This window comes from Sandarakinorhabdus sp. (assembly GCF_987265915.1).
In genome coordinates this window covers 834876-859649 of the sequence record NZ_OZ503948.1, presented here as the reverse complement: position 1 = coordinate 859649, position 24774 = coordinate 834876, and the positions used below count along the sequence as shown (strand labels likewise).

The following is a 24774-nucleotide window of genomic DNA, read 5'->3' as shown; positions in this document are numbered from 1 at the left end:
CATCAGAACCGCCGTTCAAGGCCGATGCCGAAATGGCGCGGCGGCTCCAGCGAGGCCACACGCACCGATCCCAGCAGCGGCGAGACGACGGCCAGCGAAGACAGGATCCGGCGATCGGTCAGGTTGCGCGCAAAGATGTTCACCACCCATTTGGCATCAGCGCTCGTCCAGGCGGCGCCCAGATCGATACGGACAAAGCCGCCCTGGCGCGCATCGGCCGTGTTGAATTCGGTGAAATAATATTCCGAACGCACTTGCACCCGGCCGTTGAGTTCCAGGCTGCTGTCGCCCCGCAGCGGTGCGCGATAGGCCGCTGCCAGCGAGCCCTGCCACCGCGAGGTCAGCGGCAGGCGATTGCCCGCATTGTTGAAGGCCTGGAACCCGCGCCGCTGATCGGTGGAGGTGAATGTGCCAAAGCCGGCATCCATCCAGCTGCCCGACAGGGTGAGCGTCAGGCGTGGCGCCGGCTTGGCGCTGGCTTCCAGTTCCACCCCGTTGATGCGGGCCGACGCGGCATTGGCCAGGATCTGGCTCAAGGGGCCAACCTGCACGATCTGCAGCCCGCTATAGTCCGACGTGTAACCGGACAGATTGAGCGACCAATCGGCCCCCGAAAGGCGCGCGCCGATTTCGGCGGTCACATTGATTTCCGGATCGACCGGCGGGGTGAACGCCCCGACATTGAGGGCACCCGATTTGAAACCGCGCGCGATCGAAGCATAGAGCAATGTCCCCTTCGACGGCTTGAAATCGATCCCCGCCTTGCCCGACCATTCGCCCCAGCCTTCGCGCTGCTGGCCATTGATGGTGGGCGCCAGGAACGTCAGGAACTCGCTCGCGCGCTTGAGATCATGGCTGTAACGGCCACCAACGCGCAGCGAGACCGTGTCGGACACGGCAAGCTTGCCATCGGCATAGCCCGCGATGGCTTCGGTTGTGACGCTGCCGCCGCCGGCAAAGGCGTAGGGGATCGGGAAGTTCAGCGGCAATTGCGGATTGAGAATCGCGCCGGGCAGCAGGCCATCGACAAAGGTGGTCCGGCTCTGGCGGAAGCGCAGCCAAGTGGCACCTGCCAACCAGTCGAGGCGGCCGCTGCTGCCCTGCAGATAGGCCTCCAGGCTGGTCTGGCGGCTGTCGGTGTCCAGGGTCGTTGTGGCGACGCTGCGCGCGGTGCCATCCTGATCATAGGTGATGGCGCGCGAAGACCCGCGCGTATCGGCGATCACCACCAGTTGCGCCGCGCCCAACGGCTGTTCGAGCCGGCCGGTGACCGACCAGACATCACGGCGATTGACGGCCCCCTGGCTCTGGAAACTGCGCGGCGCATTTGACGGGCGCACGCCGAACAGCAATTCGGCCGGGTGCGGAAACGGATCGGCGAGGATCTTCAGCGCCGGCCCGGCATCATTCTGGGTATAGCCATTGGCCGTCAGCAACAGGCGGCCCTCCCCCAGCGGCACTGCGACCTGCAGACGCCCGCCCAGGCTGTCTTCGGCATCGCCGCGGGCCCGCGCGCCGGCCGTGCCGGCCAGTTCATTGCGCGAAAAGCCGTTCAGCCGACGATATTGCACGCTGGCCCGCGCCGTGATGCCGCCGCCCACCGGGCCCGACAGCACGACATCACCCTGCACCCGGCCATAATCCCCCAATTGCAGCCCGATACGGCCATCCAGCGTATCGGTCGGGGCATTGGCCACCAGATTCACCGCGCCGCCGGTGGCATTGCGGCCATAGAGCGCGCCTTGCGGCCCGCGCAGCACCTCAACACGGGCCAGATCGAGGAAGGCCACAGCGGTCGCCTCCTGATCCGAAAGATAAACGCCATCGGCATAGGTGGCGACCCCCGGGTCGCCGCCGGGCGAGAAGAAATTATTGCCAACCCCGCGGATGAAAATCTGCGCAATGCCAAAGCTCTGCGCAAAGCTGAGACTCGGCACCTGCTGCGCCAATTCGGTGAGGCCCTGGTTGCCGCCGCGCCGCAAGGCATCGCCCTGCAGAACCGAGAGCGCCAGCGGCGTATCCTGCACCCGCGTGCTGCGCCGCTCGGCAGTCACGATGATCTCGTCCGCCTCGGTCGCCGCCACATCTGCCACCACCTGTGCTGCGGCGCTGGCATTGCCCAGCATGACCGCCACAATTGCCGTTCCCAGCCTCCAACCGCCGTGCATGGTCTTGCCTCCCCATTTCTTTTCGTTGCCACAAGGCTAGGCCGCAGCGACCGCCAGCAGGAAGGACAGGAACGGGCACTATCGTCGGACATATTCGCTCAAATCAGTCATTGCCTGTTCGGCGCGACTCGGCCAGCATGCTGGCGATGGCAGCGCAGATCCCCTTTGCCTTTCTGGCCACGCTGCTGGGCGATGCGCCGGCGCGGCAGATGCTTGGCGCGGCCGGCATGCCCGTTGATGGCAGCCCGATCGGCCACCTCGATTTCTGGCGGCTGCTGCGCAACAACATCGATCAGACCGGCGATGAACGCCATGCCATCGGGCCAAAGACGGTGCCTGATGGCAGTTTCCACCTGTTGCTGGCGGCGATGCGACTGGGCCGCGACCTTGGCGATGGCCTGGCGCGGCTGGCCGCGGCAGCGCGGATCGTCTGGCCGGATCTGCCGCTGGAGGTGCGGCACGGCCATGATCTGCGCATGGCCTTTGCCGGGTTGGCCGGCGCGCCGCCGCAACGTGCGCTCTATGTCGAAATGGTCGTGGTGGTGATCCACACCGCCTGCTGCTGGATGACCGGGCAGCAACTGCAACCCCGCCGCCTGATCGCCCCGGCCGCGCCGGCACCGGCCGCTGGCAGCCTTTATGCCCTGCTCGGCTGCCTGGTCCGGTGGCAGGGCGATGATGTGGTGCTGGTCTATCCGGCCAGCGCAGCGGCACTCACCATCGTTGCCGACCGCTTTGATCTGTGGCCCAGCCTGATGTTTGAAACCTATCGCCAGATCACCGCCGAGCCGTTGGCGCGCGCCACCACCACGGAACGCGCGCTCGATCTGCTGTGGCAGGCGCCGCTGGGCCAGGCACAGCTTGCCGGCGTGTTGGGCCTTTCGGTGGCGACGCTGCGCCGGCGGCTGGCCGATGAGGGCCAAAGCTATCGCGCGCTGATCGCCCAGGTCCGCCAGCAACAGGCGCTGGCGGCACTGAAGACCGAGCTGGGCCTTGAAGATCTGGCCGCCGGGCTTGGCTATTCCGAAGCGCGCAGCCTGCGCCGCGCCACGCACCGCTGGTTCGGCGCCGCGCCCAGTCAATTGCGGGCGTCCAAGGGTCGGGCCGGGCCTCGGCAATAGCCAAATTACCGGGATCAGCCGGGCGATGGCGGCCGGATCAACGGCGTGGCAAGCGCCTGGCAGCCTGCAACGGTCATTGTGATAGCCTTGACGCTTCGCCTCTGATGCAGAACAAAATGCTGCATTGAGCCGCGCAAAAGCGGCCCGCCGGGGAGATCGCAATGCTGTTCCTGTGTTCGCAACCCTTGCCGCGGCGTCCACGGTTTTGCAGGCCGATGGTATGAGCGTCTGGTCATACGCCGATATCTGGGAATCGATCGCCGGCGCCTTGCCCGACGAACCAGCCTTCATTCAGGGCGACAAGGCGCTTGGCTGGCGCGATTTCGATGCCAAGGCGAACGGTCTTGCCGCAGCGTTTCTTGCCGACGGGCTCGGCCACCAGGCCAAGATCGCCGTCTATACGCAAAACTGCGCCGAGTATCTCACGGCCTACTTCGCCGCCTTCAAGGCCGGGATGGTGCCCTTCAACGTCAATTATCGCTATGGCCCCGAAGAGATTGCCTATCTGCTCGAAAATGCCGATGCTGAAGCGGTGGTGTTTGAAGCCGGCTATGCCGATGTGATTGCGCCGGTTCGCGCCAAGTTGCCGCTGGTCAAGCGCTGGATCGCGATTGCCCGGGCGGGCGAGGTGATTCCCGACTGGGCAATCGCCTATGCTGCGGTGGCGCCAGTGCCCGGCCCCGTGGTCGCACCCTGGGGACGCAGCGGTGACGACATGATGTTCATCTACACCGGCGGCACCACCGGCATGCCCAAGGGTGTGATGTGGCGGCAGGGCGATCTGCTGGCCAAGGGCAATTACGGTGCCAATCCATTGACCGGCGTCAGCCCGCTCGCCAGCGCCGACGCGGCCGGGCCGCGTGCCGCGGCGATGCCGGCGCGTCCCAAGGCGGTGATCGCGCCGCCGCTGATGCACGGCACCGGCATGCTCACTGCGATGGCGACGTTGACTGCTGGCGGCACTGTGCTGCTGTTGCCGCAGGGCCATTTCGATCCTGCCGCGTTGTGGGACATCGCCGCGCACCACAGGGCGTCGCGGCTGACGATCGTCGGCCAGCCCTTTGCCCAGCCTTTGCTTGAAACGCTCGACGCAAACCCGGGGCGCTGGGACCTGTCGAACATGGCGCTGATCACCTCATCGGGGGCGATGTGGTCCCGTGAAAACAAGCTGGGGCTGATCCGCCACATGCCGCAGGTGATGCTGTCCGATGCGTTTTCGTCGTCGGAAGCGTTGGGGCTCGGCACGTCGGTCATGACGGCGACGGCCGAAATCGGCACGGCAAGCTTTGCGCTCGGCCCCGATTGTGCGCTGTTCACCGAAGACGGGCGGCGCGTCGTACCGGGATCGGCTGAACGCGGTCGCGTTGCGGTCAGCGGGCAATTGCCGGTCGGTTACTACAAGGACCCGGTCAAATCCGCGGCGACCTTCCCTGAAATCGAAGGGCGGCGCTGGTCGATCCCTGGTGACTGGGCCGAGGTTGCCGCCGATGGCACGCTGACCCTGCTCGGCCGCGGCTCGCAATGCATCAACACCGGCGGCGAAAAAGTCTTTCCCGAAGAGGTCGAGGAGGCCCTGAAGCGCCACCCCGCCGTGCGCGACGCCGCCGTCACTGGTCTGCCCGATGCGCGCTTCGGCGAACGGGTCGTGGCGCTGGTCGATCTGATGGCCGGCGTCCACGCGCCGGAGGGCGGCGAACTGATTGATCATGTCAAGGCGCTGCTCGCGCACTACAAGGCGCCGCGCCACGTGCTGATCGTCGACAGCGTGGCGCGCGCGCCGAATGGCAAGCTTGATTACAAGGTCGTCAAGGAACGCGCGCTGGCAGCTTTTGGAGACAAGGTGGCGTGACCATTCGCAACAAGGCCTATGTCGCCGGCGCCTATGAGCATCCGCTGCGCCTCGCCCCCGATCATTCGACGCCGCAGCTGCATGCCGAATGCGCGCGCGGTGCGCTTGCCGATGCCGGGCTGTCGCTGCGCGATGTCGATGGCTATTTCTGTGCCGGCGATGCGCCGGGCTTCGGCGCCATGTCGATGGTCGATTATCTGGGGATCACGCCGCGCCATGTCGATTCGACTGAAACCGGCGGATCGTCGTATATCCTGCATGTCGGCCATGCGGCTGCCGCGATCGCTGCGGGCAAATGTTCGGTGGCGCTGATCACGCTCGCCGGGCGGCCGCGGTCCGAACCCTTTGGTGGCCTTCGCCCCGGCGCGCCTGAAAGCGGCTTCGAAGGCTGGGTCGGGGCATCGACGCAGAACAGTTACGCGATGTGCGCAGCGCGCCACATGCACGAATATGGCACGACGTCCGAACAACTGGCGTGGATCAAGGTCGCGGCGTCACACCATGCCCAGCACAATCCGCACGCCATGCTGCGCGATGTCGTTACCGTCGCCAATGTGCTTGCCTCGCCGATGATTTCCGATCCACTGCGCCGGCTCGATTGCTGTGTCGTGTCGGATGGCGGCGGCGCGCTGGTTGTCGTGTCCCCCGAAATCGCCCGCAGCCTGAAGCGCCCGCTGGTGGCAGTGCGCGGCGCCGGCGAGGCCGTGAAGGGCCCCAACGGCGGCCGCGGGCTTGATCTGACGACGTCGGCGGCGGCGCGATCGGGGCCGGCGGCGTTCGCCGAGGCCGGCGTCACCCCGGCCGACATCAAATATGCCTCGATCTACGACAGCTTCACCATCACGGTGCTGATGCAGTTGGAGGATCTCGGCTTTTGCGCCAAGGGCGACGGCGGGCGCTTCGTTGCCGATGGCAATCTGATTTCGGGGGTCGGCAAGCTGCCGTTCAACACCGATGGCGGCGGGCTGTGCAACAACCACCCCGCCAATCGCGGCGGCATCACCAAGGTCATCGAGGCGGTTCGGCAATTGCGCGGCGAGGCGCATCCGGCGGTGCAGGTGCCCAATTGTGACCTGGCCGTGGCGACCGGCATCGGCGGATCGTTGGGGTTGCGCCACGGCGCCGCGACGCTGATCATGGAGCGGCAGTGATGGCGGACATTCGCAAACTGCGGGCCCCCGAGGTCAACCCCGAAAGCAAGCCGTTCTGGGACGCCGCCACCGAGGGCCGCCTGCTCATCAAGCGCTGCACGGCGTGCGGCGAGGCGCATTATTACCCGCGGACGATCTGCCCGTTCTGCGGCTCGCCCGACACTGTCTGGGAAACCAGCGCCGGCCTTGGCGAAATCTACACGCTGTCGACGCTGCGACGCGGCCCGAATGCACCGTTCACCTTGGCCTATGTCACGCTCGATGAAGGCCCGACGATGATCACCAACATCATAGATTGCGACCCCGACACGCTGGCGATCGGCCAGCGCGTGCGGGTGCAATTCGTCGCCAGCGATGGCGGCGCGCCCTATCCGATGTTCACGGTTGGAGACTGACATGGCCACTGCTGCCGCCGCCCCCTTGCCCAACAGCGATCCGCTCGACGATTTCCGCCAAGAGGTCCGAAGCTGGCTCGAGGTCAATTTCCCCAAATCGCTCGTCGGCAAGGGTGGCGCAATGATGACGCCGCAGGGTGCCGACAGCGCCGGGCCGGACGGGACGGCGTGGCGCAAGGCGGTCGGCGCCAAAGGCTGGGGCACGCCGACCTGGCCGAAAGCCTATGGCGGCGGCGGCCTGTCAAAGGCCGAGGCGGCCGTGCTGTCGAAGGAAATGGCGCGGGCGGGTGCATGGAGCCCGATCGGCGGCATGGGCATCATGATGTTCGGGCCGACCTTGCTCGAATATGGCAGCGAAGAGCAGAAATTGCGTCACATCCCGTCGATCTGCACTGCTGATATCCGCTGGTGCCAGGGCTATTCCGAACCCGGCGCCGGGTCCGACCTCGCCGCCTTGCAGACCTTTGCCGAAGACAAGGGTGACCACTACCTGGTCAACGGCCAGAAGACCTGGACCTCGGGCGGGCAATGGGCCGACTGGTGCTTCGCGCTGGTCCGCACCGACCGCAGCCGCAAGCACGAAGGCATCAGCTTTGTATTGATCGACATGAAATCGCCTGGGGTAACGGTCAAGCCGATCCAGATGATCTCAGGCGTTTCGCCGTTCTGCGAGACGTTTTTCGACAATGTGAAGGTGCCCAAGGAAAATCTCGTCGGCGCCGAAGGCCAGGGCTGGACGATCGGCAAGCGGTTGTTGCAGCACGAGCGAACCAACATTTCGGGCGCCGGCGGCCGCGCCGCCGGCCTGATGGGGCCGTCGCTCGCCGATGTCGCCAAGGCCAGTCTGGGTGTCGATGCCAATGGCCGCATCGCCGATCCTGAACTGCGGCTGCGCGTCATTCGCTTCGAAATGGAATGGCGCACCTTCATGCTCACCGCGGCGCGGGTGACGCAGGAGGCCAAGGCCGGCGGTGTCTCCGAAGTCAGCTCGATCCTGAAGACCGTCGGCACGCGATTGGTGCAGGAACGCGCCGAACTGATGATCGAGCTCGGCGGGTTGCAGGCACTCGGCTGGGAAGGCGACGGCTTCAGCGCAGCGGAACTGGCCGGGGTGCGCAGCTGGCTCGGCGGCAAGGCCTCGACGATCTACGGCGGATCGACCGAGATCCAGTATAATGTCATCGCCAAGCGCATCCTCGGCATGCTCGACCACCAGTAAAAGCGGGAATTTCATCATGGCCGTTCTGAGCGGAGAACAGACGATGCTGCGCGACATGGCGCGCGAATGGACGAAAAAGGCAAGCCCGCTATCGGCGGTTCGCAAGATCCGCGCCAGTGGTGACCCGCGCGGTTTCGATCCGGCCACTTTTGCAGCGATGGCCGAAATGGGCTGGGCGGGGATCATCATCCCCGAAGCCTTCGGCGGCTCCGATTTCGGCTGGCTCAGCCTGGGGCTGGTGCTGGAGGAAACCGGCAAGACGCTGACGGCCAGCCCACTCGCGGCCTCGGCGCTCGCCGCCGCGGCGCTGACGATGGGTAACAGCGAGGCGGCGAAAGCGGCGTGGCTGTCGCGCCTGGCCACCGCCAGCGCCGTCGGCACGCTGGCGATCGACGAAGGCCCGCGCCATGATCCCGCCGCCATCGCGACGACCGCGACGCGAACCGGCTCCGGCTGGTCGATCAGCGGCACCAAGGCGTTCGTCCATGACGCGCATGGCGCCGACCTGTTCATCGTTGCGGCGCACGACGGCGAGGGCGTCGCGCTGTTCGCGGTGCCCGCCGATGCCGCCGGGGTGACGCTCTCGACACGCAAGCTCACCGATTCGCGCAGCCATGCGCAGCTGACGTTCACTGATGTTGCGGTGGCCGGCGATGCCCGCATCGGCGGTACCGCGGTTTGCGATGCCGTCCTCGATCGCGCCCGGATCATCGCCGCGGCGGAAATGCTCGGCATGGCCGAACATAGTTTCCAGATCACCCTCGATTATCTGAAGCAGCGCGTCCAGTTCGGGCAGATCCTTGCCACCTTCCAGGCGCTCCAGCATCGCATGGCGGCGCTCTATACCCAGATCGAGCTGCTGCGCTCGGCGGTCGAAGCCGCGCTGGCGGCGCTCGATGGTGGCGGCGATGTGCCGGCGCTGGCGGCGCTGGCCAAGGCGACGGCCAACGACGTCCTGCACCTCGTCAGCCGCGAAGTCATCCAGCTGCACGGCGGCATCGGCATGACCGACGAATATGACATCGGATTCTATATCAAGCGGGCGCGGGTGCTGGAGAACTGCTGGGGATCGGCGTCGTTCCACCGCGAACGCTATGCGCGGTTGGCGGGATATTGAGTCCGTCCGACCCGGTTGCGGCGGCACAGCGCGTCGCCGAGGATGACGCCAACGACCGTTTCGTCGCCGCCAACCTGAAACGCAATTTCATCGCCAATTTCGGCCATGGGATGCTGGGGATGACCGGTTTCCGGCTGGTCAACGCCCCGACTTTCGTTCCCGCCTATGTCTTCATGCTGACCGGATCGTCGATGATGGTCGGCGTATGCCAAGCGTTGCAGCAAACCGGCGCGATCCTGTCACCGCTGCTCAGCGCCAGCGCGATTGAAGACAAGGCGCGCATCCTGCCCAACGCCGTGCGCACCGGCATGCTGATGCGGGTGCAGCTTCTCGGGCTGGCTCTGACGGGCTGGTTGCTGTCGGGGCCCTGGCTGGTCGGGTCGATCCTGCTGTTCCTGTTCCTGTTCGGCTATTTCAACGGGGCGCAGCGCGTCACCTTCCAGATGCTGATGGCCAAGGTCATTCCGCTGGCGCAGCGCGGCCGGTTGCAGGGTTACCGCAACCTCGCCGGCGGCGCGATTGCGGCCGCACTGTCGTGGTGGGCGGGCAGCACGCTGATCGCCAACAACATCCTTGGCAACGGCTATGCGACGACGTTCATGCTCAGCTTCATCCTGACCAGCCTCGGGTTGATGGTCCTGACGCTGCTGATCCGCGAGCCCGACAGCCACCGACGGCGCGCGCCGATGAAATTGCGCACGCGCCTGCGCGAACTGCCAATATTGCTCCATGACCGTAGCTACAAATATTTCCTGGTCGCCCAGCTGTTTTCGACGGCTGGCCGCATTGGCGTGCCGTTCTGCATCCTCCACGCTGGCCAGGTGATGACGCTCGACGGCCATGCCCTGGGGCTGTTTTCCTTTGCCTTCCTGGGGGCGGATACGGTCGCCAACCTGGCCTGGGGCGCACTTGGCGACCGCAAGGGCTTTCGGCTGGTGTTTCTCGCGTCCACCTTTGTGTGGATCGGCGGTTTCGCCTTGATGCTGTTGGCCGGCGACACTGCGGGATTTGTCATCGCCTTTGCAGCGCTGGGCACGGCGAGTTCGGGCTATATGATGAGCGCCCAGACACTTGTGCTCGAATTTGGCGCGCGGGAGGACATTGCGATGCGGCTGGCGATCTCGACCACAGCGGAGACCACGGTCGCTGCCATCGGTCCGTTGATCGGCGGCGTCATCGCCACCACTTTCGGGTTTGCGACCCTGATCAGCCTTTCGATCGTGCTTCTGGCCTTGGCACTGGCGGTGCTGCTCTTTCTGGTCAACGATCCGCGCCATGCGCGATCTGAAGTCGGTTGATACGCGCAGGTTCTGCTGTGCGATTGCGCAAACCGCCTCAGAACCTCAGGCCACGCTTCAATCCACGGCCTAGTGGGTCGAGCCAGGCAGCGCGTTGGCCAGGAACTCGGCATTGAAGGCGTTGACGCCAAAGCCCAGCGGGTGGACGGCGGCAGCAAAATCGCGCACCACAGCGGTCGAAGCGACATCGCGGAACACTGTTTCAACCGACAATGGTTGGTCGGCAAACAGTTGGTCGCGCCACGCCGGGGCAAAATAGCCCCGCAGATTGCTTGCGGCGGCATCATCGAGCGCAAAGCCGGCGGGCGATTGTTCGATGCTCAGCGCATAGGGCGCGTCCGCGAAATCAGCGCCATTGGTAACATGGTGAAGCCGATCTCCCAGCCCTTCGGCGAGCAGCTTGCCAAGCCCTGCTGAATCGCTGAACAGCGCCGAGCGTTCAAACCAGGCGGTGGCGCGGTCGGTGCGCATCAGATCGGTGGCCTTTACGGTCGGCATCAGCGCCAGCCAGTTGCCGCCTGCGTCGGCCGTCACGCTGGCGACGCCCGCCGGACCGCCGGCGGCATCGGCGATGCGCACCGTGACCCGCGCGCCGGGCTGCGCGCTGCCCGAATAAATCTGGTCGATGTGCGGCAGTTCCTCGACATAGCGGTCTTCTTGCCAGCCCGGCCGGGCTTCCTCGCGGCGGAACATGCCGGGGGCCTGGACGATCAAGGCGGCGGTATCGCTTGCGGAACCGGGTCGGCCACCAGGGCCGGGGACCGAATCAAAGGTGGCGCTGGCAATGTTGACGAGGGGCACGGTGGTATCGACAGTAAAGCCGATCGCCGTCTGGAACTGAAAAACAAGTGCCTGCCCGAGCGGTAGGGCCGGCAAGCTGACAGTGGTGCCGTTGACAACAGGGATGATTCCGGTCGGCGCGCTGATGACAACCAGCGTACCTGGCACCAGCGTTAGTTCGGGCGGCAACAGATCGCGCACCACCACGTCGGCGGCGGCTGCGTTCGAGCCGGGTGCGTGACTGACAGTGACGGTATAGGCCGTGGTCTGACCGGGGAAAAAGCTGCCCTGTGCGGCAATCTTGTCAACGATCAGAAGTGGTTCGACGAGATCGACCCCGGCGATTGCAGTGAGCGAAGTCGCGGCGCCGGTTGGCGTGTTGAACGCCAGCGTTACCGGCAGATCGAGCGCGTCACCGCGCACGTTGGCTGGCACATCGAGCGCGATGGCGCGGTAGCTGATGACCAGCGGCGTTGTCGCTGGGTCGCCGGCGCCGGGGACGGTCAGGCTGGCAATGGTGAAGCTGACGCGGTCGACGATGCCGTCGCCGTTGCTGTCAACCGGCGCAACGATAAAGCTGCCCGGCGCCAGCACGGTGCTGCCGAAGCGGATGCTGACGCTCGCCGGGTCAAAGCCGAGCAGCCCGGCGGGCACGGTCAGCGTGTCGGTGAGGGTGATGTTGGTGGCCGTGCCCCTGGGCAGCACCGTCGAGAGCACCACCGTCGCCACCTCGCCGATGCCAAGGTCGGTGACCCCGGCGCGCACCGCGGCGTCGCCGGTATTGGCGTCCGATGTGCCGGCGACGGCGATCGTCTTGGTCAGGCCCGGCACGCCGAGGCTGACCGTATCGGCCACACTGCCCGTCCGGCCGCCAGGGCCAGGCAGGCTGTCGAAGCTCGCGGTCGCCGTATTGGGGATATTGGCTCCCGCCAAGGCGCTGCCAACCAGGGCGCGATATTCGATCACCGTCGATTGGCCGAGCGCCAGCACCGGGATGCTGACATTGACTGTCGAACCGGCGACGATGCTCCCCGGCCCTGAAACGATGACCAGCGAGCCCGGCACCAGGCTGAGCGTGCCGCCGGCGAGGCTGTCGGTCAGCGAAATGTCGTTCGCCGCCGCGCTTGAACCCGGCAAATGGCTGACGACGACGCGATAGGCAATGATGTCGCCGCTGGTTGCGGTGTTGCGCAGCGTCGTCTTGTCGATGGCGAGCGCCGGGGCGGTGATCGTTGCCGCCGGTGGCGTCGGGTCGGTGACGCTGCCCAGCCCGGTGGTCGCGGTGGCGTTGTTGGTGCGCACGCTGCCGGCCTGGTTGGCAGCCACATCGGCGACGCGCGCCTGAAGCTCCACAACCACGGTCTGGTCGGGGTTGGCGACATTGTTACCGGGGTTGGTGATCGTGCCGAAATTGAAGGTGACGGTGCTGTTGCCGCTGATCGTCGCCGAACCGCCGGATACGCCGAACATCGATACCACGCGCCCGCTGCCGACGACATAATCAAGGCCCGCAGGCAGGGTATCGGCAAGAGACAGGGTTGTGGTGCCATCGGGCAGGCTGCTCGTCAGCCGGAAGGTGATGATCTCGCCGATGACGACATTGGCGCTGGTATCATTTCCAACCGACGTGTTAACGATGGTCTTGTCGATCGCCACTGCGCCGCCCGTTGGCACCGTCGCGCTGCTGGACGGCGGCGGCGATGGCACCCGGCCGATGTTGCCGCTGCCGGGCAGGCTGTCATAGGTCACGGTCGCCGTGTTGAGGATGCTGGTGCCGAGCACCACGCCATCGCCGATATCGGCCTGGTAGCTGACGGTGATGCTCTGCCCCGGCGCCAGCATTGGGATGGCAATGTCGGCAAAACTGCTGGCGGTGCCCGAAAGCGCGCCCGAATAGCTGATCGAGCCGGGAACAAGCGCCAGATTGGCGGCGAGCGGATCGGTAACCACCACATCATAGGCAATGCCATTGCCATTGTTGGTGATCGTGAAGCTGTAACCCAGCCGCGCCCCGGCATCAAACACCCCGGCAGGGCCGAGCTTGGCAATGGCCACCGCCGGCTCGACAATTGCGAGCGAAGACGTCGCCGTTGCGGTGCCGGCGCTGAAATTGGCGGTGGCGGTATTGGTGACGATCGTGTCGGCAAAGCTGTTGGCTGGCACGTCGGGGACGAGAGTGACAACGCGGATGACGATCCGATCCCCCTCCGTCACCATGCCATCGGGCGTGTTGGCGATCGTGCCGAAGTTGAAGGTCGCGGTTGTCCCGCCCCCCGAGATCACCCCCGCCGTGCCGACACCAATCGCCGAATTGCTCAACGAGCCGCCCGATGTTGCCCCTGCGGTCGTGTTGCCGCCAATCGAAACCACTGTCGCCGAAACGAAATTGAGGACGTTGGCGCCGCCCGGCAACAGATCGGCGATGCTCAGCGGCACAATGCCTTCGGGCAGGGTCGCAACGATATCGAAGGTCGCGGTTTCGCCGATCTGCACCTGCGGGTTGGCGTCGTTGTTGATCGAGGTGGTTATGAGCGACTTGGTCAGCGCCACGCCGGGGATGGTCAGGCTGGCGGTGACCGGCGGCTCGTTGGTGATGACGCCTTCGCCGGGAACTGCGCCGGGCAGGGTGGAATATTGGGTAATCCGCGCCTCATTGGTCAGTGTCGTCCCTGCAAAGACATTGCCCAGGGTCGCAGTGAACTGCACAGTGATATTGCCGCCGACATCGAGGCTGTCAGCCGTGATGGTAATCGTGCCGGCGGTATCGGTGGCGAGCACATTGGTTGCACCCTGCGAACTGACGCCGCCAGGGACGATGCCGATGCCGGTAAAGCCGAGCGACACCAGATCATTGTCGATCGCAGTGATGTCGAAAGCGGTCGCCGCATTGCTGGCGCTCGGGTTGGTGAGCCGCAGCGTATAGACAACGGCGTCGCCGGCGTCGCCGCTGCCAGTGCTGATCGATTTGACCAGAACAAGATCGGGGGTGTTCACCGTGACCGATGCCGTGGCACCTTGCTGGAAGACGACCGGCAGGCCGATCGGAGGCGTCGTTGTGTAAATGATGCGGCCTTCGTTGACGAGCACATCGCCGCGCGCATTCAAGGGATTGTTGGCGACCAGGGCGACAACTTCGACGACGATGGTATCGTTCAGCGGATTATTGTCGGCAGCGACACTGACATTGCCGAGATCGAAGTTATAGATGTTGCCAGTCAGCGTGCCGCTGGCGCCGACGGCCGGAACGCCGGGCCCGGAGATGCCGTTGCCGACAGAGATGATGGTGGCGCTGATCGGCGTAAGCACGCCCGCCGACACTGTCGGCTGGAGGTTGTCACGCAAGATCACGTTGTTGATGCTGCCTTCGGGCAGGGTGTAGGTGATAAGGAAGGTGGCGGTTTCGCCGATGGCGACCCCTGCGCCGGTGGTGAAGGGCTGGTCGGTCGCGGTGAGCGCCTTGACGACGCCGGGCGCGCGCGTTGTCACTGTGGCGGAGTCGGTGAGGCCGGCCGGGACGAAGTTTGTGCCGCCTTCCAACGCCGCATAGCCGGTCAGGGTGGCCACATTGGTCCAGATCTGGCGGGGCTGCACCGCGCTGGTCGCCACCAGATCATAGGTGATGACAATGATGTCGTTGGTCGTTGTCCCCATGGTGCCGTTGCCGTCGGTATCGCGGGCGATCGCGCCAGAGCTGCCGTCGGTGAGGATGATGCCCTGATCGAACAGCCCGGTGCCACCACCGACGTTGGTGAAGGCCACTGCCGCCCCGGCGCCCGTGGTAACCTTGAGGTTGAGCCCGGTGGCATCAACCGGAATCGCAAAGCCCGCTGGCAGTAGATCCCTTATCGCGACATCAAAGGCGCCATTGTTGCCAGTGCCATTGTTGTTGACCGTAATCGCAAAGGTCACCTTGTCGCCGGCATCGATGCCGGTCAGATTGGCGTTGAGCCCGCCGGTGGCGAGCGCGGCATCGGTAATCGAGCCTGTAAACGCCGCCGTACCGGTGTTGCCGACAGCGCCGGCAAAGCTCGCCGTCGTTGGGTTGCGCTGGCCTGTATAAAAGACCTGGTTGCCGCCGGCTTGATCAACGACGCCCTTGGTGATGGTCAGCGTCGGCTGGGTGAGGTTGAACTGGGTGATGGCGTTGGTCGTGACGGTCACGGCCTGCGCATTGGATTCGCTGGCTGTGACCTGGTTGGTCAACAGCAGGCCGTCACCAAAGGGCGCATCAGCGACGCGGACGGTGAACAGCAGTTCGACAACGCTCGCCTGCGGGGCTCCGCCCGCGTTCTGCGCGGCATAACTGCCATAGTTGAAGGTAAAGCTGTTGCCGGCAATATTCGGCGCCGAGACGACCGGGGTCGGCGCGCCGGGCAGCAAGTGGAATGTATCGCCACTGCCATAATTCCATTGGTTGACCAACGGTATCGTGCCGATAGCACCGCCACTTTGGACCAGTTGTGTCGCTGGCAGCACCGGCAGCGGCAGAAAGTCGGTCAGTCTGAAATTCTCGACCGCCGAGGTTGGCAGCGTATAGATCAGGCGAAAGGTGATCGTGTCGCCCTGGGTCAATTGCGGCGCGCCGCCCACCAGTACCGGCGCGACGCCATTGATCGCGATCACCTCTTTCGATTGCACCGATCCGCCTTCGATCGATAACGCCAAGGCACTGACATCGCTGATATTTCCGGTCGCAGCCAGGCTCGTATTGTTGCGCACCGTGGCGTTGACGGTGGCATTGTCCGCAATCTGATCCCCCTGGTTCACCACTTGCCCAAGCACCTGGGGCGCCACGAAATTATTCTCGACTCTGGCTCGAAAGCTGACACTGAGCGTCGTTGCGCCCGTCAACAGCGCCGTATCGCCGGGCTGGGTGCGACCGCCCGCCAGAATGCCATCGCCATCGGGAAACAGGTTGCGTGCATCCACCTCGTTCGATATCGCGATGGTCAATGCAGTGGTGCCCGAAACCGGGTTGAAAACACTGGTGAAATTGCCGCCTGTCAGTTCGCCGCCCACAGCGACCGTGCCGGCAAAGCTGAGCTGTCCGGTTGAAACGCCGCGTTCGACGATGGTGAACACCGGGGTGAAACTGGTATCGAGCCGCTGGCCATCGCCAAGCAGATCGGTGAGGACAATGTCACCCGCGGTGAAATAATCCGAAAGCTGGACATTCAACGTGTAGGTGACAAAATCGCCCGGGGACAGGCCGGGGACATTATTGTCCACCGCCAGCACCGAAGCCTTCTGGATGGCGATGCTGCGATTGGTGATGATATTGTCGCTGGGGGTTCGATCATCGACGAACGCCGCAATGGCGTCGCGCGGATCGAGCGGCACGAAATTGCCTGTCGCCTGAACATCGTTGAGCGTCGTGGTCGGGCTGCCGCTGACAGGATCGATCACCGCGCCGCCGGTGCCCGCCACATCGGCGACATAAAAACCCACCGTGATACGGGCATCGACTCCGGCGACCCCGGTGATCGTGCCGAAATCATAATCGAGCAGATTGCTGGCGGGGTTGACGATCGCCCCCACCCCCGGCTGGGTGACCAGGCTGCCGCTGCCGATCGAAACGCTCGACCCCAGATAGACGATATTGGCGGGCAGCAGGTCGCGGATATGGGCCGCGGTGATCGTCTGGCCCGTCGCCACATCGAGATTGATCGTGTAGGTGCGCGGAAAATTCGGCCCGGTCGCGGTCTCGCCTTCGGGGGTGTTGGCGATTTTCGACAGCGTCAACAGGCTCGGCGAGATGGTGGCGAGCGTCGGCACCGATTGCAGCACCGGCGGATCGACAGCGGGGTTGGCGAGCGGGTCACGCCCCAGCGCAAAGCCGCCGCGCGCGCTGATCTGCAACGCATCGCTGACATGTGCCGGATCGAAATCGGCAAGCGGCGAAAGGTTGAGCGTCACCTTGATGTCAGCCGGCGTCTGGTCGGCGGTGAACGAGCCGAAAGGCAAGGCAAGGACGACGAGCGAATCCCCCGGCGTCCCGGTGACGATGCGCGGATTGCCGCTGGCATCGAGCGCGAACGGGTGGGTGGCATTGCCCAGCGCATCAAAGGTGATAACGGTCGATTTGACCGCGGCGCCAAGGAACGTGGCCGAGCCGAAGCTGATGCCATCATCGATCTCGGTGCCCGCGCCATCCTTGCCGGTCGTCGGCAGCACGAGATCAATATAGGGCAAGTAACCGACGCTGCTGCCGGGGTCGCCATCGGCGGCATTGTCGAAGGTCAAGGTGATGCCAAAACTGCTGCCCAGCGCGACGCTTGCCGGCGCGGTGATCGCCACGGAGGCTTCGGCATCAAGCATAATCCGGTCTTCGAGCAACAGCACCGCATCGCTGCCCGGTGCGACCCGGCCGCCGAGGGTGCGTCGGTTGGCGGCGCCGAGCCAGCGCGACAGTTTCTTGCCGATCGCGGCGTCGGCGGTCATTTCGCCGCCGGGGTGACAGCCGCCACCAGGCGATAGGTCGGCAGCAAGGTGCCGCCGCCATCGGCCCGCTCGATGGCATAGCCGAGATCGGCCAGCAGTGTCCCGCGTGCCCGTGACAGGTTCGCCGCTGCCACCATCGCTGTCGCTTCGGCCTCGGCATAATCCAGTTCGGCGGCGGTCACCCGGTCCTGCGCGCCGAGCAATTGATCAAGATAGAGCACGCCATCCGACGCGCTGCCGCCGCCAAGGCCGGCCTGCCAGCGCTCGGTGATCGTCCCCTTGTCGGCCGCCGCCAACCGCAGCGCTTCGCCGCGCCGCACCAATTCGTTGTTGGCGGTGACGAACTCGTTGGCCGACACTTCCAGTTCCAGGATGACGGTATCGATCGTCGAACGGGTCTGCAGCGCCGCCTGCATGGTTTCGATCCGCCGCCGGTCATAACGGGCACGGCGTTCATCCTTGCCGAGCGGCACCGCAAAGCGCGCGCCGATGGTATAGCTTGGCCGTTCACGCCACGCGTCGCCGAACGACGGGAAGATATTGCCATTAAACTGGCCACCGTTGGTCGAGCCTTCGAGCACCAGATCGAGCTGCGGCATCCGTTCATTCTGCGCCATGCCCTCGCGCAGCAGCGCGGAGCGATAGCTCAGGAAGGCTGTGCGCACTTCGGGACGTTCGGCCATCGCCGTCGCAACAAGTGCCCGCGCGTCGACCGGCATCAGGGCGGGGCGCGGCCGATCGGCGGGCACGATCGCCCGCGCGCCCGCGGCCCCGAGTTCGGGATCGTTGATCAGCGATTGCAGCCGCGCCTCGGCATTGCGCACGGCGTTGGCGGCGCGCACCAGCCCGGCCGAACGCTCGGCGGCGACCGCTCGCGCCCGGCTCAACTGCAGCGGCGCCGCATCAAGCCCCGCACGCTTGTCGAGCCGCGCCGCAAAATCATCGACGTTCGTCGCCGCGCGCTTCTCCTGGGCGTAATTGGCACGGGCGAGATACAGGGTCCAATAACTGCGCACGACCTGGAGCAAATGGCTCTCGGCCTGGCGGCGAAACTCGAGCCGTGCCGAATCGGCCTCCAGCCCGGCGATGCGTTCGATGGCGCGATTATAATCTCCACCGGCTTCGCGAAGCAGCGGCTGGATGATACTGACCGTGGTGCGGGCGCGCGACTGGTTCATCGGTCGGTAAATGATATTGTTGGTATCAAGGTTGGAAAAGCGTTGCGACAGCGAAACCTGGGCGCCGCTGCGCAACCGCGTGCGCACCCCGGCTTCCAGGCTGTTGTCGATTTCCTTCAACCGCAGGTCGCCCGCCGTCTGCGACAGCGCCGTGGTGCGATCCTCGCGGTCGCTGCGCCGCGCTTCGGCATAGGCTTCGGCGGTAAAACGCCCGCGCGCTTCATCGATGCCGGTGTCGCGGATCGCAGGCAACGCGCCAAAGACGCCCAGCTGGAACGATGATCGCGTCGCCCGGTCGATCAGGTCGCGCAGACCCAGCGCACGTCCGTCCGCGCCCGGCGCGCTTGCATCGGTAGCCCACCAGGCGATATCACCGGCAGAGGTCGCCGCCAGCGCGACCGGCGTGGCGACGGTGCCGCGATGCGCAACGGCATCGGCAACAAAGGCTTCGAACGCGCGCGCCACAGGATCGGCATCGGAAAGCCTCAGCCGGTCCCCAATTGCGCCCTGGCGCAACACTGCGCCCATTGGCTGGTTGGCAGACGTGACCGCCGGCGCCGTTGGGCCTGGCGCCATGACGGACTGTGCCAACGCCGGCATGGCGACTGTCAATGCAAGCAGTAATGGCAGTTTAGCGATCACCCGATGGTTTGGCATAAACGTCCCTAACACTTCAATTGTCGTTGGCACCGCTTGCAGGATGCACATAAACTCGCAGGAAATACGTAACACCCTGCAAGTGCGACGCGCAAGCGCTTACGGGGCCGTTTTGGGTTCGTGATTCGAAGCCGCCGGTGGCCCGCTTCGCCGCTGCACCCGCCTGCAAGTCGCTGACGGACCCGTCCTCCATGACGACGCCGAGGCCTTTGACGAAGCTGATGCCGCAACAGCGAAGCAATTGGCACCATGTTTGGACGCGATTGCCTTGCCCAGGCTATTGAAGGCATAACCTGCGGTGCGATGACAATCCATTTTGCCCGCATCAACAATCTGGCCGTTGTTCGCACGGTGTTCAGCAATGCGCCACGCTATGTTGTCTCCGATGTGACCACGGCGCGGCACATGGCGCTATCGGCGTCGGCGTATCGGTTGCTGGCGCGGCTGGACGGCGGGCGCAGCCCGGCCGAGGCTGCGGTCGGGCTGGGCCTTGATGCGGCCGCCATTGACGCCATCCTGCGTCGTCTGCTCGGCGCCGGCCTGATCCGCCCGGTCGGCCTGCCCGTTGCAGCCGAGACCGTGCCGCTCCCCAAAGGTCCGGTGGAAGGGCGATACTTGTTCATGCGGCGTGAACTGATCGAGCTGGCACCCATGCTTCCCGCCATCGACCGCCTGTTCGGCTGGCTGTTCCGCCCCATTGGTGTTGGGCTCTGGGTGGTTCTGGGTGTTGTCGCACTGCTGGCCCTGTCGGCGGGGTTGTCGGAAGGCGAGCTGTTCGGCTGGGCACGGCAGTTCAGCCCCATTGAAGCGCTGGTGCTGTTCCTGGTGTTTTTCATGCTCAAGCTGGTCCACGAGCTTGGCCATGCGCTGGCACTGCGGCGCATGGCAGCGGCAGAAGGCCTGCCGCTCAATTCGGTTCGGGCCGGGGTGGCGATGATGTTGTTCGCCCCATTCCCGTTTACCAACGCCAGCGCTGCCTGGGGGCTATCGAGCAAATGGCGCCGCGCCGCGGTGGGTGCCGCCGGCATGTATGTTGAAAGCTGGGCAGCAATCATTGCCCTGCTGATCTGGTCGGTGAGCGACGACCCGTTGTTGCGTACAGCCTGCCTGCAGGTGGCGACAGTGGCAGGGGTGACAACGCTGGTTTTCAACCTCAACCCGCTGGGCCGCATGGATGGCTATTATATCGTTGGTGATCTGCTCGAACGTCCCAACCTGGCGCAAGGCGCGCAACGCGCTGCGATGGCGGCGGCGGCGCGGCTGTTTCGCATTCGCACGGCTGCCGATCTGCCGCCGCTCGAACCTGCCATGCTGGTGTATTGGTTTGGCATGTTCGGTTATCGGCTGCTGGTGTTCGCCGGGATGATCTGGGTGGCGCAGCGCCTTTCACCGGTGGCGGCGCTTTTGATGATTGGCATCGCGGTGTCGTTGCTTTTGGTCCGCCCTGCCTTGGTTACGGCGCGCTGGCTGGTCGCAGAGGCGACCGACCCGGCGCTCGCAAGGCGCCGGCTGCTGTCCATCGGTCTTGGCAGCCTGATGTTCCTGACGCTGGTGCCGCTGCCGGCCGGCATTGCCGCCGATGGCATCGTCGAGGCGACCGGCGCGCGTTTTGTGTTTCCGCCCCGCGATGTCCGGATTGTTGCCGTGGCAGCGCAAACTGATGGTGCGACACCGGTGTTGCAACTCGATTCGCCTGATCTTGTGAGCGAGCGTGCCCGGATCGCCGGCCGCCAATCCGAAGCGCTCGAACGCTGGCGCCGCGCGGCCGACAGCCCCGGAGCCGGAAGCGTCCAAGCCGCCGCCGAAGCTGCGGAAGGCGCCGCGCAAACGCTTGCCGGGCTTGACGCCGAAATCGCCCGCCTGACGGTTGACGCAGCGCCAGGATGGGACCCGCTCGATGCCGGAGACTATGTTGGCGCCTGGGTGACACCCGATCGAACGCGGCCACTGGCCGTCGCCATCGGCCGCGGCGCGATGCGATTGCATGCGCTGGTATCCGAAGCCGATGCCGAGCTGTTGCGTGCCGGTGGCGGGGACGCCATGGCGCGCATCACCGGGCGGGCCGACCGCCGGTTTGCGGCACGGATCACCCGCATCGACCGCGAGGCGCGCGACACGCTGCCCGCCACGGCATTGGGCCGCCCAGGCGGCGGCAACATCGCGGTCGACCCGGCCGATTCCAGTGGCCGCCGTGCCGAAACCCCGCTGGTCAGCGTCTGGTTGGCGCCAGACAGCGGCGCGCCGGCACTGCGCCACGGCCAAAGGGTCGAACTGCGGCTGGGGGCACCGCCGCGCCCAGCGCTGTGGCAGGCGGCGGTCGCCGCGGCGCGGCTTGTGGAATCACCTGTGGTCCCCGCCGGCTTCAATGGCCTATGAACGCGGTGATGTTGATGCGTTCCGCTCGTTTTGCCCTGTTCTGTGCCGGTGTTGCGGCGGCGTCTGCCATTGCGCAGGCGCCGCGCAGGCCTGCCCCTGTCGCTTCACCAGCAGTGGCCGCGGTGTTTTCGGCCGATCGGGCCGTGACGTTGCGCCCTGGCGTGGATGGCAAGGTGGTTGCAGTAGGCGCCAGCGAAGGGGCGCGGGTGCGAAGAGGCACGGTACTGGTCAAGCTTGATGATCGTGAACAGCGGGCGCGGGTGGCGTTGGCGGCACAGGGCGCAGCTTCGACCGCCGAGCTCAGCGTCGCAGAGGTGCGCAGCCGCGAGGCCCAGGCACGGCTTGGCGGCACCAGCAAGGCCGCGGTATCCGGCGCCGCCACCAGTTGGGAGGTGCGACAGGCGCAGGCCGCCGCAGACCAAGCCGGTATGGAGGCGCGGATGGCGCGCGACCGCCGCGCCGTTGAAGCGCAGCGCTTGCAGCTGGAGCGCGTCATGCTCGAAAATTATGTCATCACGGCGCCCTTTGATGGCCGGGTCACGCGGATGGGCGCGCGCACGGGCATGACGGTGCGCAAGGCCGATCCGGTGGCGACCATCGTTGATCTGGCACAATTGCGCGGTGAGGCGTTTGTGCCAGTCGTGCATTATGCGCGGCTGAAGGTGGGAGCCGCCTATTCCGTGGTCTTCGCTGCGCCGTTTGGCGGCGAACGCCGCGCGATATTGGCCTATATCGACCCCGCCATTGATGCCGGTTTGGTGCGCTGCGTGTTTCGGCTCGACAATGTCGCCGAAACCTTGCCCTCGGGCCTGCAAGCCAGCATCCGCCTGACGCCGTTGGCGAAATAATGCCCCACAACGCCCTGCGCCAGGCATTGGACACGCTTGCCGGCCGTGATGCCGAGGCCGGCCTGCGCATGGTGGCGTTTCAGGCGCAGCTTCTCAACAGCGATGCCCACGCGCTGGTTTCGGTTGCCGGCGGGGTTGTGGTCGATCCGGCCAATCTTGGCGCCATCGAAACACGACTGGCGCTGGCTGCTGCCGTCGATGGCGTGGCAGTGGAGGGCAATGGCGCTGCGGCATTGATCGGCAGCGACGCTGGCCGCGCGCGCATCGTCATCCACCGACTGCCGCAGGCCACGCCATTGTCGCAGGCGTTGGCGCGGGAACGGCTTGAACTCGCCGCCGCCGTGGGCCGCGCCCATGCGGCGGGCGACGATCCGGCCTTTGCCGCAACACTTGCGGGCTTTGCCGCTGCCCGTTGGTCGCCGGTGGCGCTGACCGGCCTTGCGGCCGCCATCGCGGCGCAAGCCGGCGCGCCGCGCCTGGCGCTGGTGCTGCTGCGCCGCCGCCGCGTTGTGCAGGTTGCAGATAGCAGTGCCCCAACGCTCGCTGATGAAGCCAGGCGACGGCTTGAGCTGGCCGCCGGCGAAGTTGCCGACACCGGCAACCTGATTGTTGATGCCGGCAATGGCGGCTTTACCGGGCTTGATCGGCTCGCCGAAGGTGCAGCCGTGCGGGGAATCGCCATATTGTCCGAAGCTGGTGACGGCGTGGTGGCGCTGGTTTGGCCACCCGGCGATGGCGCGGGCGTTGTGCGATACATCAGCACGTTGGCCCCGGTGGTCACCGCACGATTTCAGCGGCCCCGGCTGGAAGAGCGTTTTGAGACTGCGGTCATGCGCTTGCCATGGCCTGCACGGGTCATCGCGGCCGATCGCCCCCGCGTGGCACGGCGATTGTTGGCAGGGCTGGTTGCGGTGATCGTGCTGCTGCCCGTGCCCGATAGCGTTTCAGCCCCGTTGACCATCGAACCGTTGTTGCGCCGCGCCGTGACCGCACCCGCCACGGCCCGCATCGAAGCGGTGAAGGTGGAACCCGGCGACACTGTGGCGGCGGGCCAACTTCTGCTGCGGCTGGATTCACAGGCCATCGCGCACGAGCGTGAGGATGCGCAATCGGGGCTGCAAGCCGCCGCCGGTGAGGCCGCACGGGCACGCGCCGACGGCGATGTCGATGCCGAGCGCATCGCGCAGTTTCGCGTTGCGCAACTGGCAGCACAGGTGGCGCTGCTCGATGGGCGGCTGGCCGAAACGGAGGTTCTGGCGCCGATTGCCGGCATTGTTGGCGGCGAAGACCTGCGGCGGCGCATCGGTGCCGGTGTCAATCGCGGCGAACTGCTGTTCACCATTGCCGCCGCCAAGGGCAACCGCGCCGATATGCTCGTTGCCGATAGCGAGATCGACCGGGTGGCGATCGGCCAGCGCGTTTCGATGGCGCTGGCAGCCCGCCCGTTGGCGCGGATCAACGGCACCGTTATGCGCATTTACCCTCTGGCGGAGGTTATCGACGGGCGAAACGTCTTTCGAACCATAGCTGCGATCGATGCCGATGATGGGATGGGCTTGCGTCCCGGCATGGCCGGCACCGCATCGATTCGCAGCAGCTGGTCGCCGATAGCGTGGCAGGCACTTCGTGCACCATTGCGCTGGGTGCGGTTGAAGCTGTGGGTATAGGGCCGTTTTCGATCAGCTTCCATCGCCCGCGCAGGCTGTACCTAATCGGCGCACTTCTGCAGGGAGGCAAGATCCAGGATGCGACTGATGAAGCCGAGAATGGCCTGACCCTTATGCACCCGAGCGGTCAATGGTGGGCGATGATGAAGAGATGAAGCGTATTCGGCAAGAGGCCGAAGGCTCTCCAACGTGGCGCGGCCTGAAAGTCGAGGCATCCGGCAGGGGGAGACGGCTTCTGCCCAGGCGGCGAAAGACGTTGGCGAGCGAGGCGCCAATTTTGGCTCAGCCAATGAAAATGGTGCCGCTTAGGGGCATCGAATTGCGCCTCTAACCATATAATTTTAAACGACTAAATTTCGACTGCAAAACGACAGGCCCCCAAAAAGGCCCCCAAAGAAATTTCTCTAGCGCTCGGGCCGCCGTTTTTAAGTCCGTCGACGGGCAGTATTGGGAAGTTATCCGCACCGAGGTTTGCGCTGCGCGAACACCGGCGGACGGCAGGGGCACGC

General features: G+C 65.5%; 13 protein-coding genes. 10 read left to right on the top strand and 3 right to left on the bottom strand.

All coding sequences use genetic code 11. From position 1 onward, the window contains the following. Nucleotides 1–2: 2 nt before the first annotated feature. Nucleotides 3–2126 carry a TonB-dependent receptor gene (locus AC6UUM_RS04055; protein ID WP_500804904.1) on the bottom strand — a complete coding sequence of 708 codons (2124 nt, stop codon included), beginning with the start codon at nt 2124–2126 and terminating at the stop codon, nt 3–5. A gap of 188 nt (nt 2127–2314) precedes the next feature. Here AC6UUM_RS04055 and AC6UUM_RS04050 point away from each other — a divergent pair, with 188 nt between their 5' ends. From AC6UUM_RS04050 to AC6UUM_RS04020, 7 genes are all read left to right on the top strand, one after another. After that, on the top strand, nt 2315–3289 hold the full coding sequence (locus AC6UUM_RS04050; protein ID WP_500804061.1) for an AraC family transcriptional regulator: 975 nt from the start codon (nt 2315–2317) through the stop codon (nt 3287–3289). A gap of 220 nt (nt 3290–3509) precedes the next feature. Then, entirely contained in the window at nt 3510–5138 is a 1629-nt protein-coding gene (locus AC6UUM_RS04045; protein WP_500804060.1) for an AMP-binding protein, read from the top strand. Next, a complete protein-coding gene (locus AC6UUM_RS04040) occupies nt 5135–6289 on the top strand; it encodes a thiolase family protein (RefSeq protein ID WP_500804059.1) in 1155 nt (384 codons plus the stop codon). The genes AC6UUM_RS04045 and AC6UUM_RS04040 overlap by 4 nt, the downstream gene beginning before the upstream one ends. Then, nucleotides 6289–6684, top strand: coding sequence for a Zn-ribbon domain-containing OB-fold protein (locus tag AC6UUM_RS04035; protein ID WP_500804058.1), 396 nt, complete (start codon nt 6289–6291; stop codon nt 6682–6684). Before AC6UUM_RS04040 ends, AC6UUM_RS04035 begins: the two co-directional genes overlap by 1 nt. 1 nt (nt 6685) lies before the next feature. Further along, complete coding sequence (locus tag AC6UUM_RS04030) at nt 6686–7903, top strand: acyl-CoA dehydrogenase family protein (protein WP_500804057.1); 1218 nt, start codon at nt 6686–6688, stop codon at nt 7901–7903. Between the two features lie 16 nt (nt 7904–7919). Then, entirely contained in the window at nt 7920–9020 is a 1101-nt protein-coding gene (locus tag AC6UUM_RS04025; RefSeq protein ID WP_500804056.1) for an acyl-CoA dehydrogenase family protein, read from the top strand. Further along, entirely contained in the window at nt 9017–10318 is a 1302-nt protein-coding gene (locus tag AC6UUM_RS04020) for an MFS transporter (protein ID WP_500804055.1), read from the top strand. Before AC6UUM_RS04025 ends, AC6UUM_RS04020 begins: the two co-directional genes overlap by 4 nt. 69 nt (nt 10319–10387) lie before the next feature. Here AC6UUM_RS04020 and AC6UUM_RS04015 read toward each other — a convergent pair whose 3' ends face one another. Beyond that, on the bottom strand, nt 10388–17539 hold the full coding sequence (locus AC6UUM_RS04015; RefSeq protein ID WP_500804054.1) for a beta strand repeat-containing protein: 7152 nt from the start codon (nt 17537–17539) through the stop codon (nt 10388–10390). Next, on the bottom strand, nt 17536–19293 hold the full coding sequence (locus tag AC6UUM_RS04010) for a TolC family protein (RefSeq protein ID WP_500804053.1): 1758 nt from the start codon (nt 19291–19293) through the stop codon (nt 17536–17538). The genes AC6UUM_RS04015 and AC6UUM_RS04010 overlap by 4 nt, the downstream gene beginning before the upstream one ends. A gap of 384 nt (nt 19294–19677) precedes the next feature. On the opposite strand from AC6UUM_RS04010, the gene AC6UUM_RS04005 reads away from it, so the two are divergent. Genes AC6UUM_RS04005 through AC6UUM_RS03995 form a run of 3 tightly spaced genes read left to right on the top strand, consistent with a single transcriptional unit; the run spans nt 19678 to nt 24265 of the window. Further along, nucleotides 19678–21750: a hypothetical protein gene (locus tag AC6UUM_RS04005; protein WP_500804052.1), complete on the top strand. Its 2073-nt coding sequence runs from the start codon at nt 19678–19680 to the stop codon at nt 21748–21750. 14 nt (nt 21751–21764) lie between these two features. After that, the gene (locus AC6UUM_RS04000; RefSeq protein ID WP_500804051.1) at nt 21765–22598 is read left to right on the top strand and encodes an efflux RND transporter periplasmic adaptor subunit; all 834 of its coding nucleotides are present in this window, start codon (nt 21765–21767) and stop codon (nt 22596–22598) included. Then, nucleotides 22598–24265: an efflux RND transporter periplasmic adaptor subunit gene (locus tag AC6UUM_RS03995; RefSeq protein WP_500804050.1), complete on the top strand. Its 1668-nt coding sequence runs from the start codon at nt 22598–22600 to the stop codon at nt 24263–24265. The genes AC6UUM_RS04000 and AC6UUM_RS03995 overlap by 1 nt, the downstream gene beginning before the upstream one ends. The last annotated feature ends 509 nt before the right edge of the window (nt 24266–24774 follow it).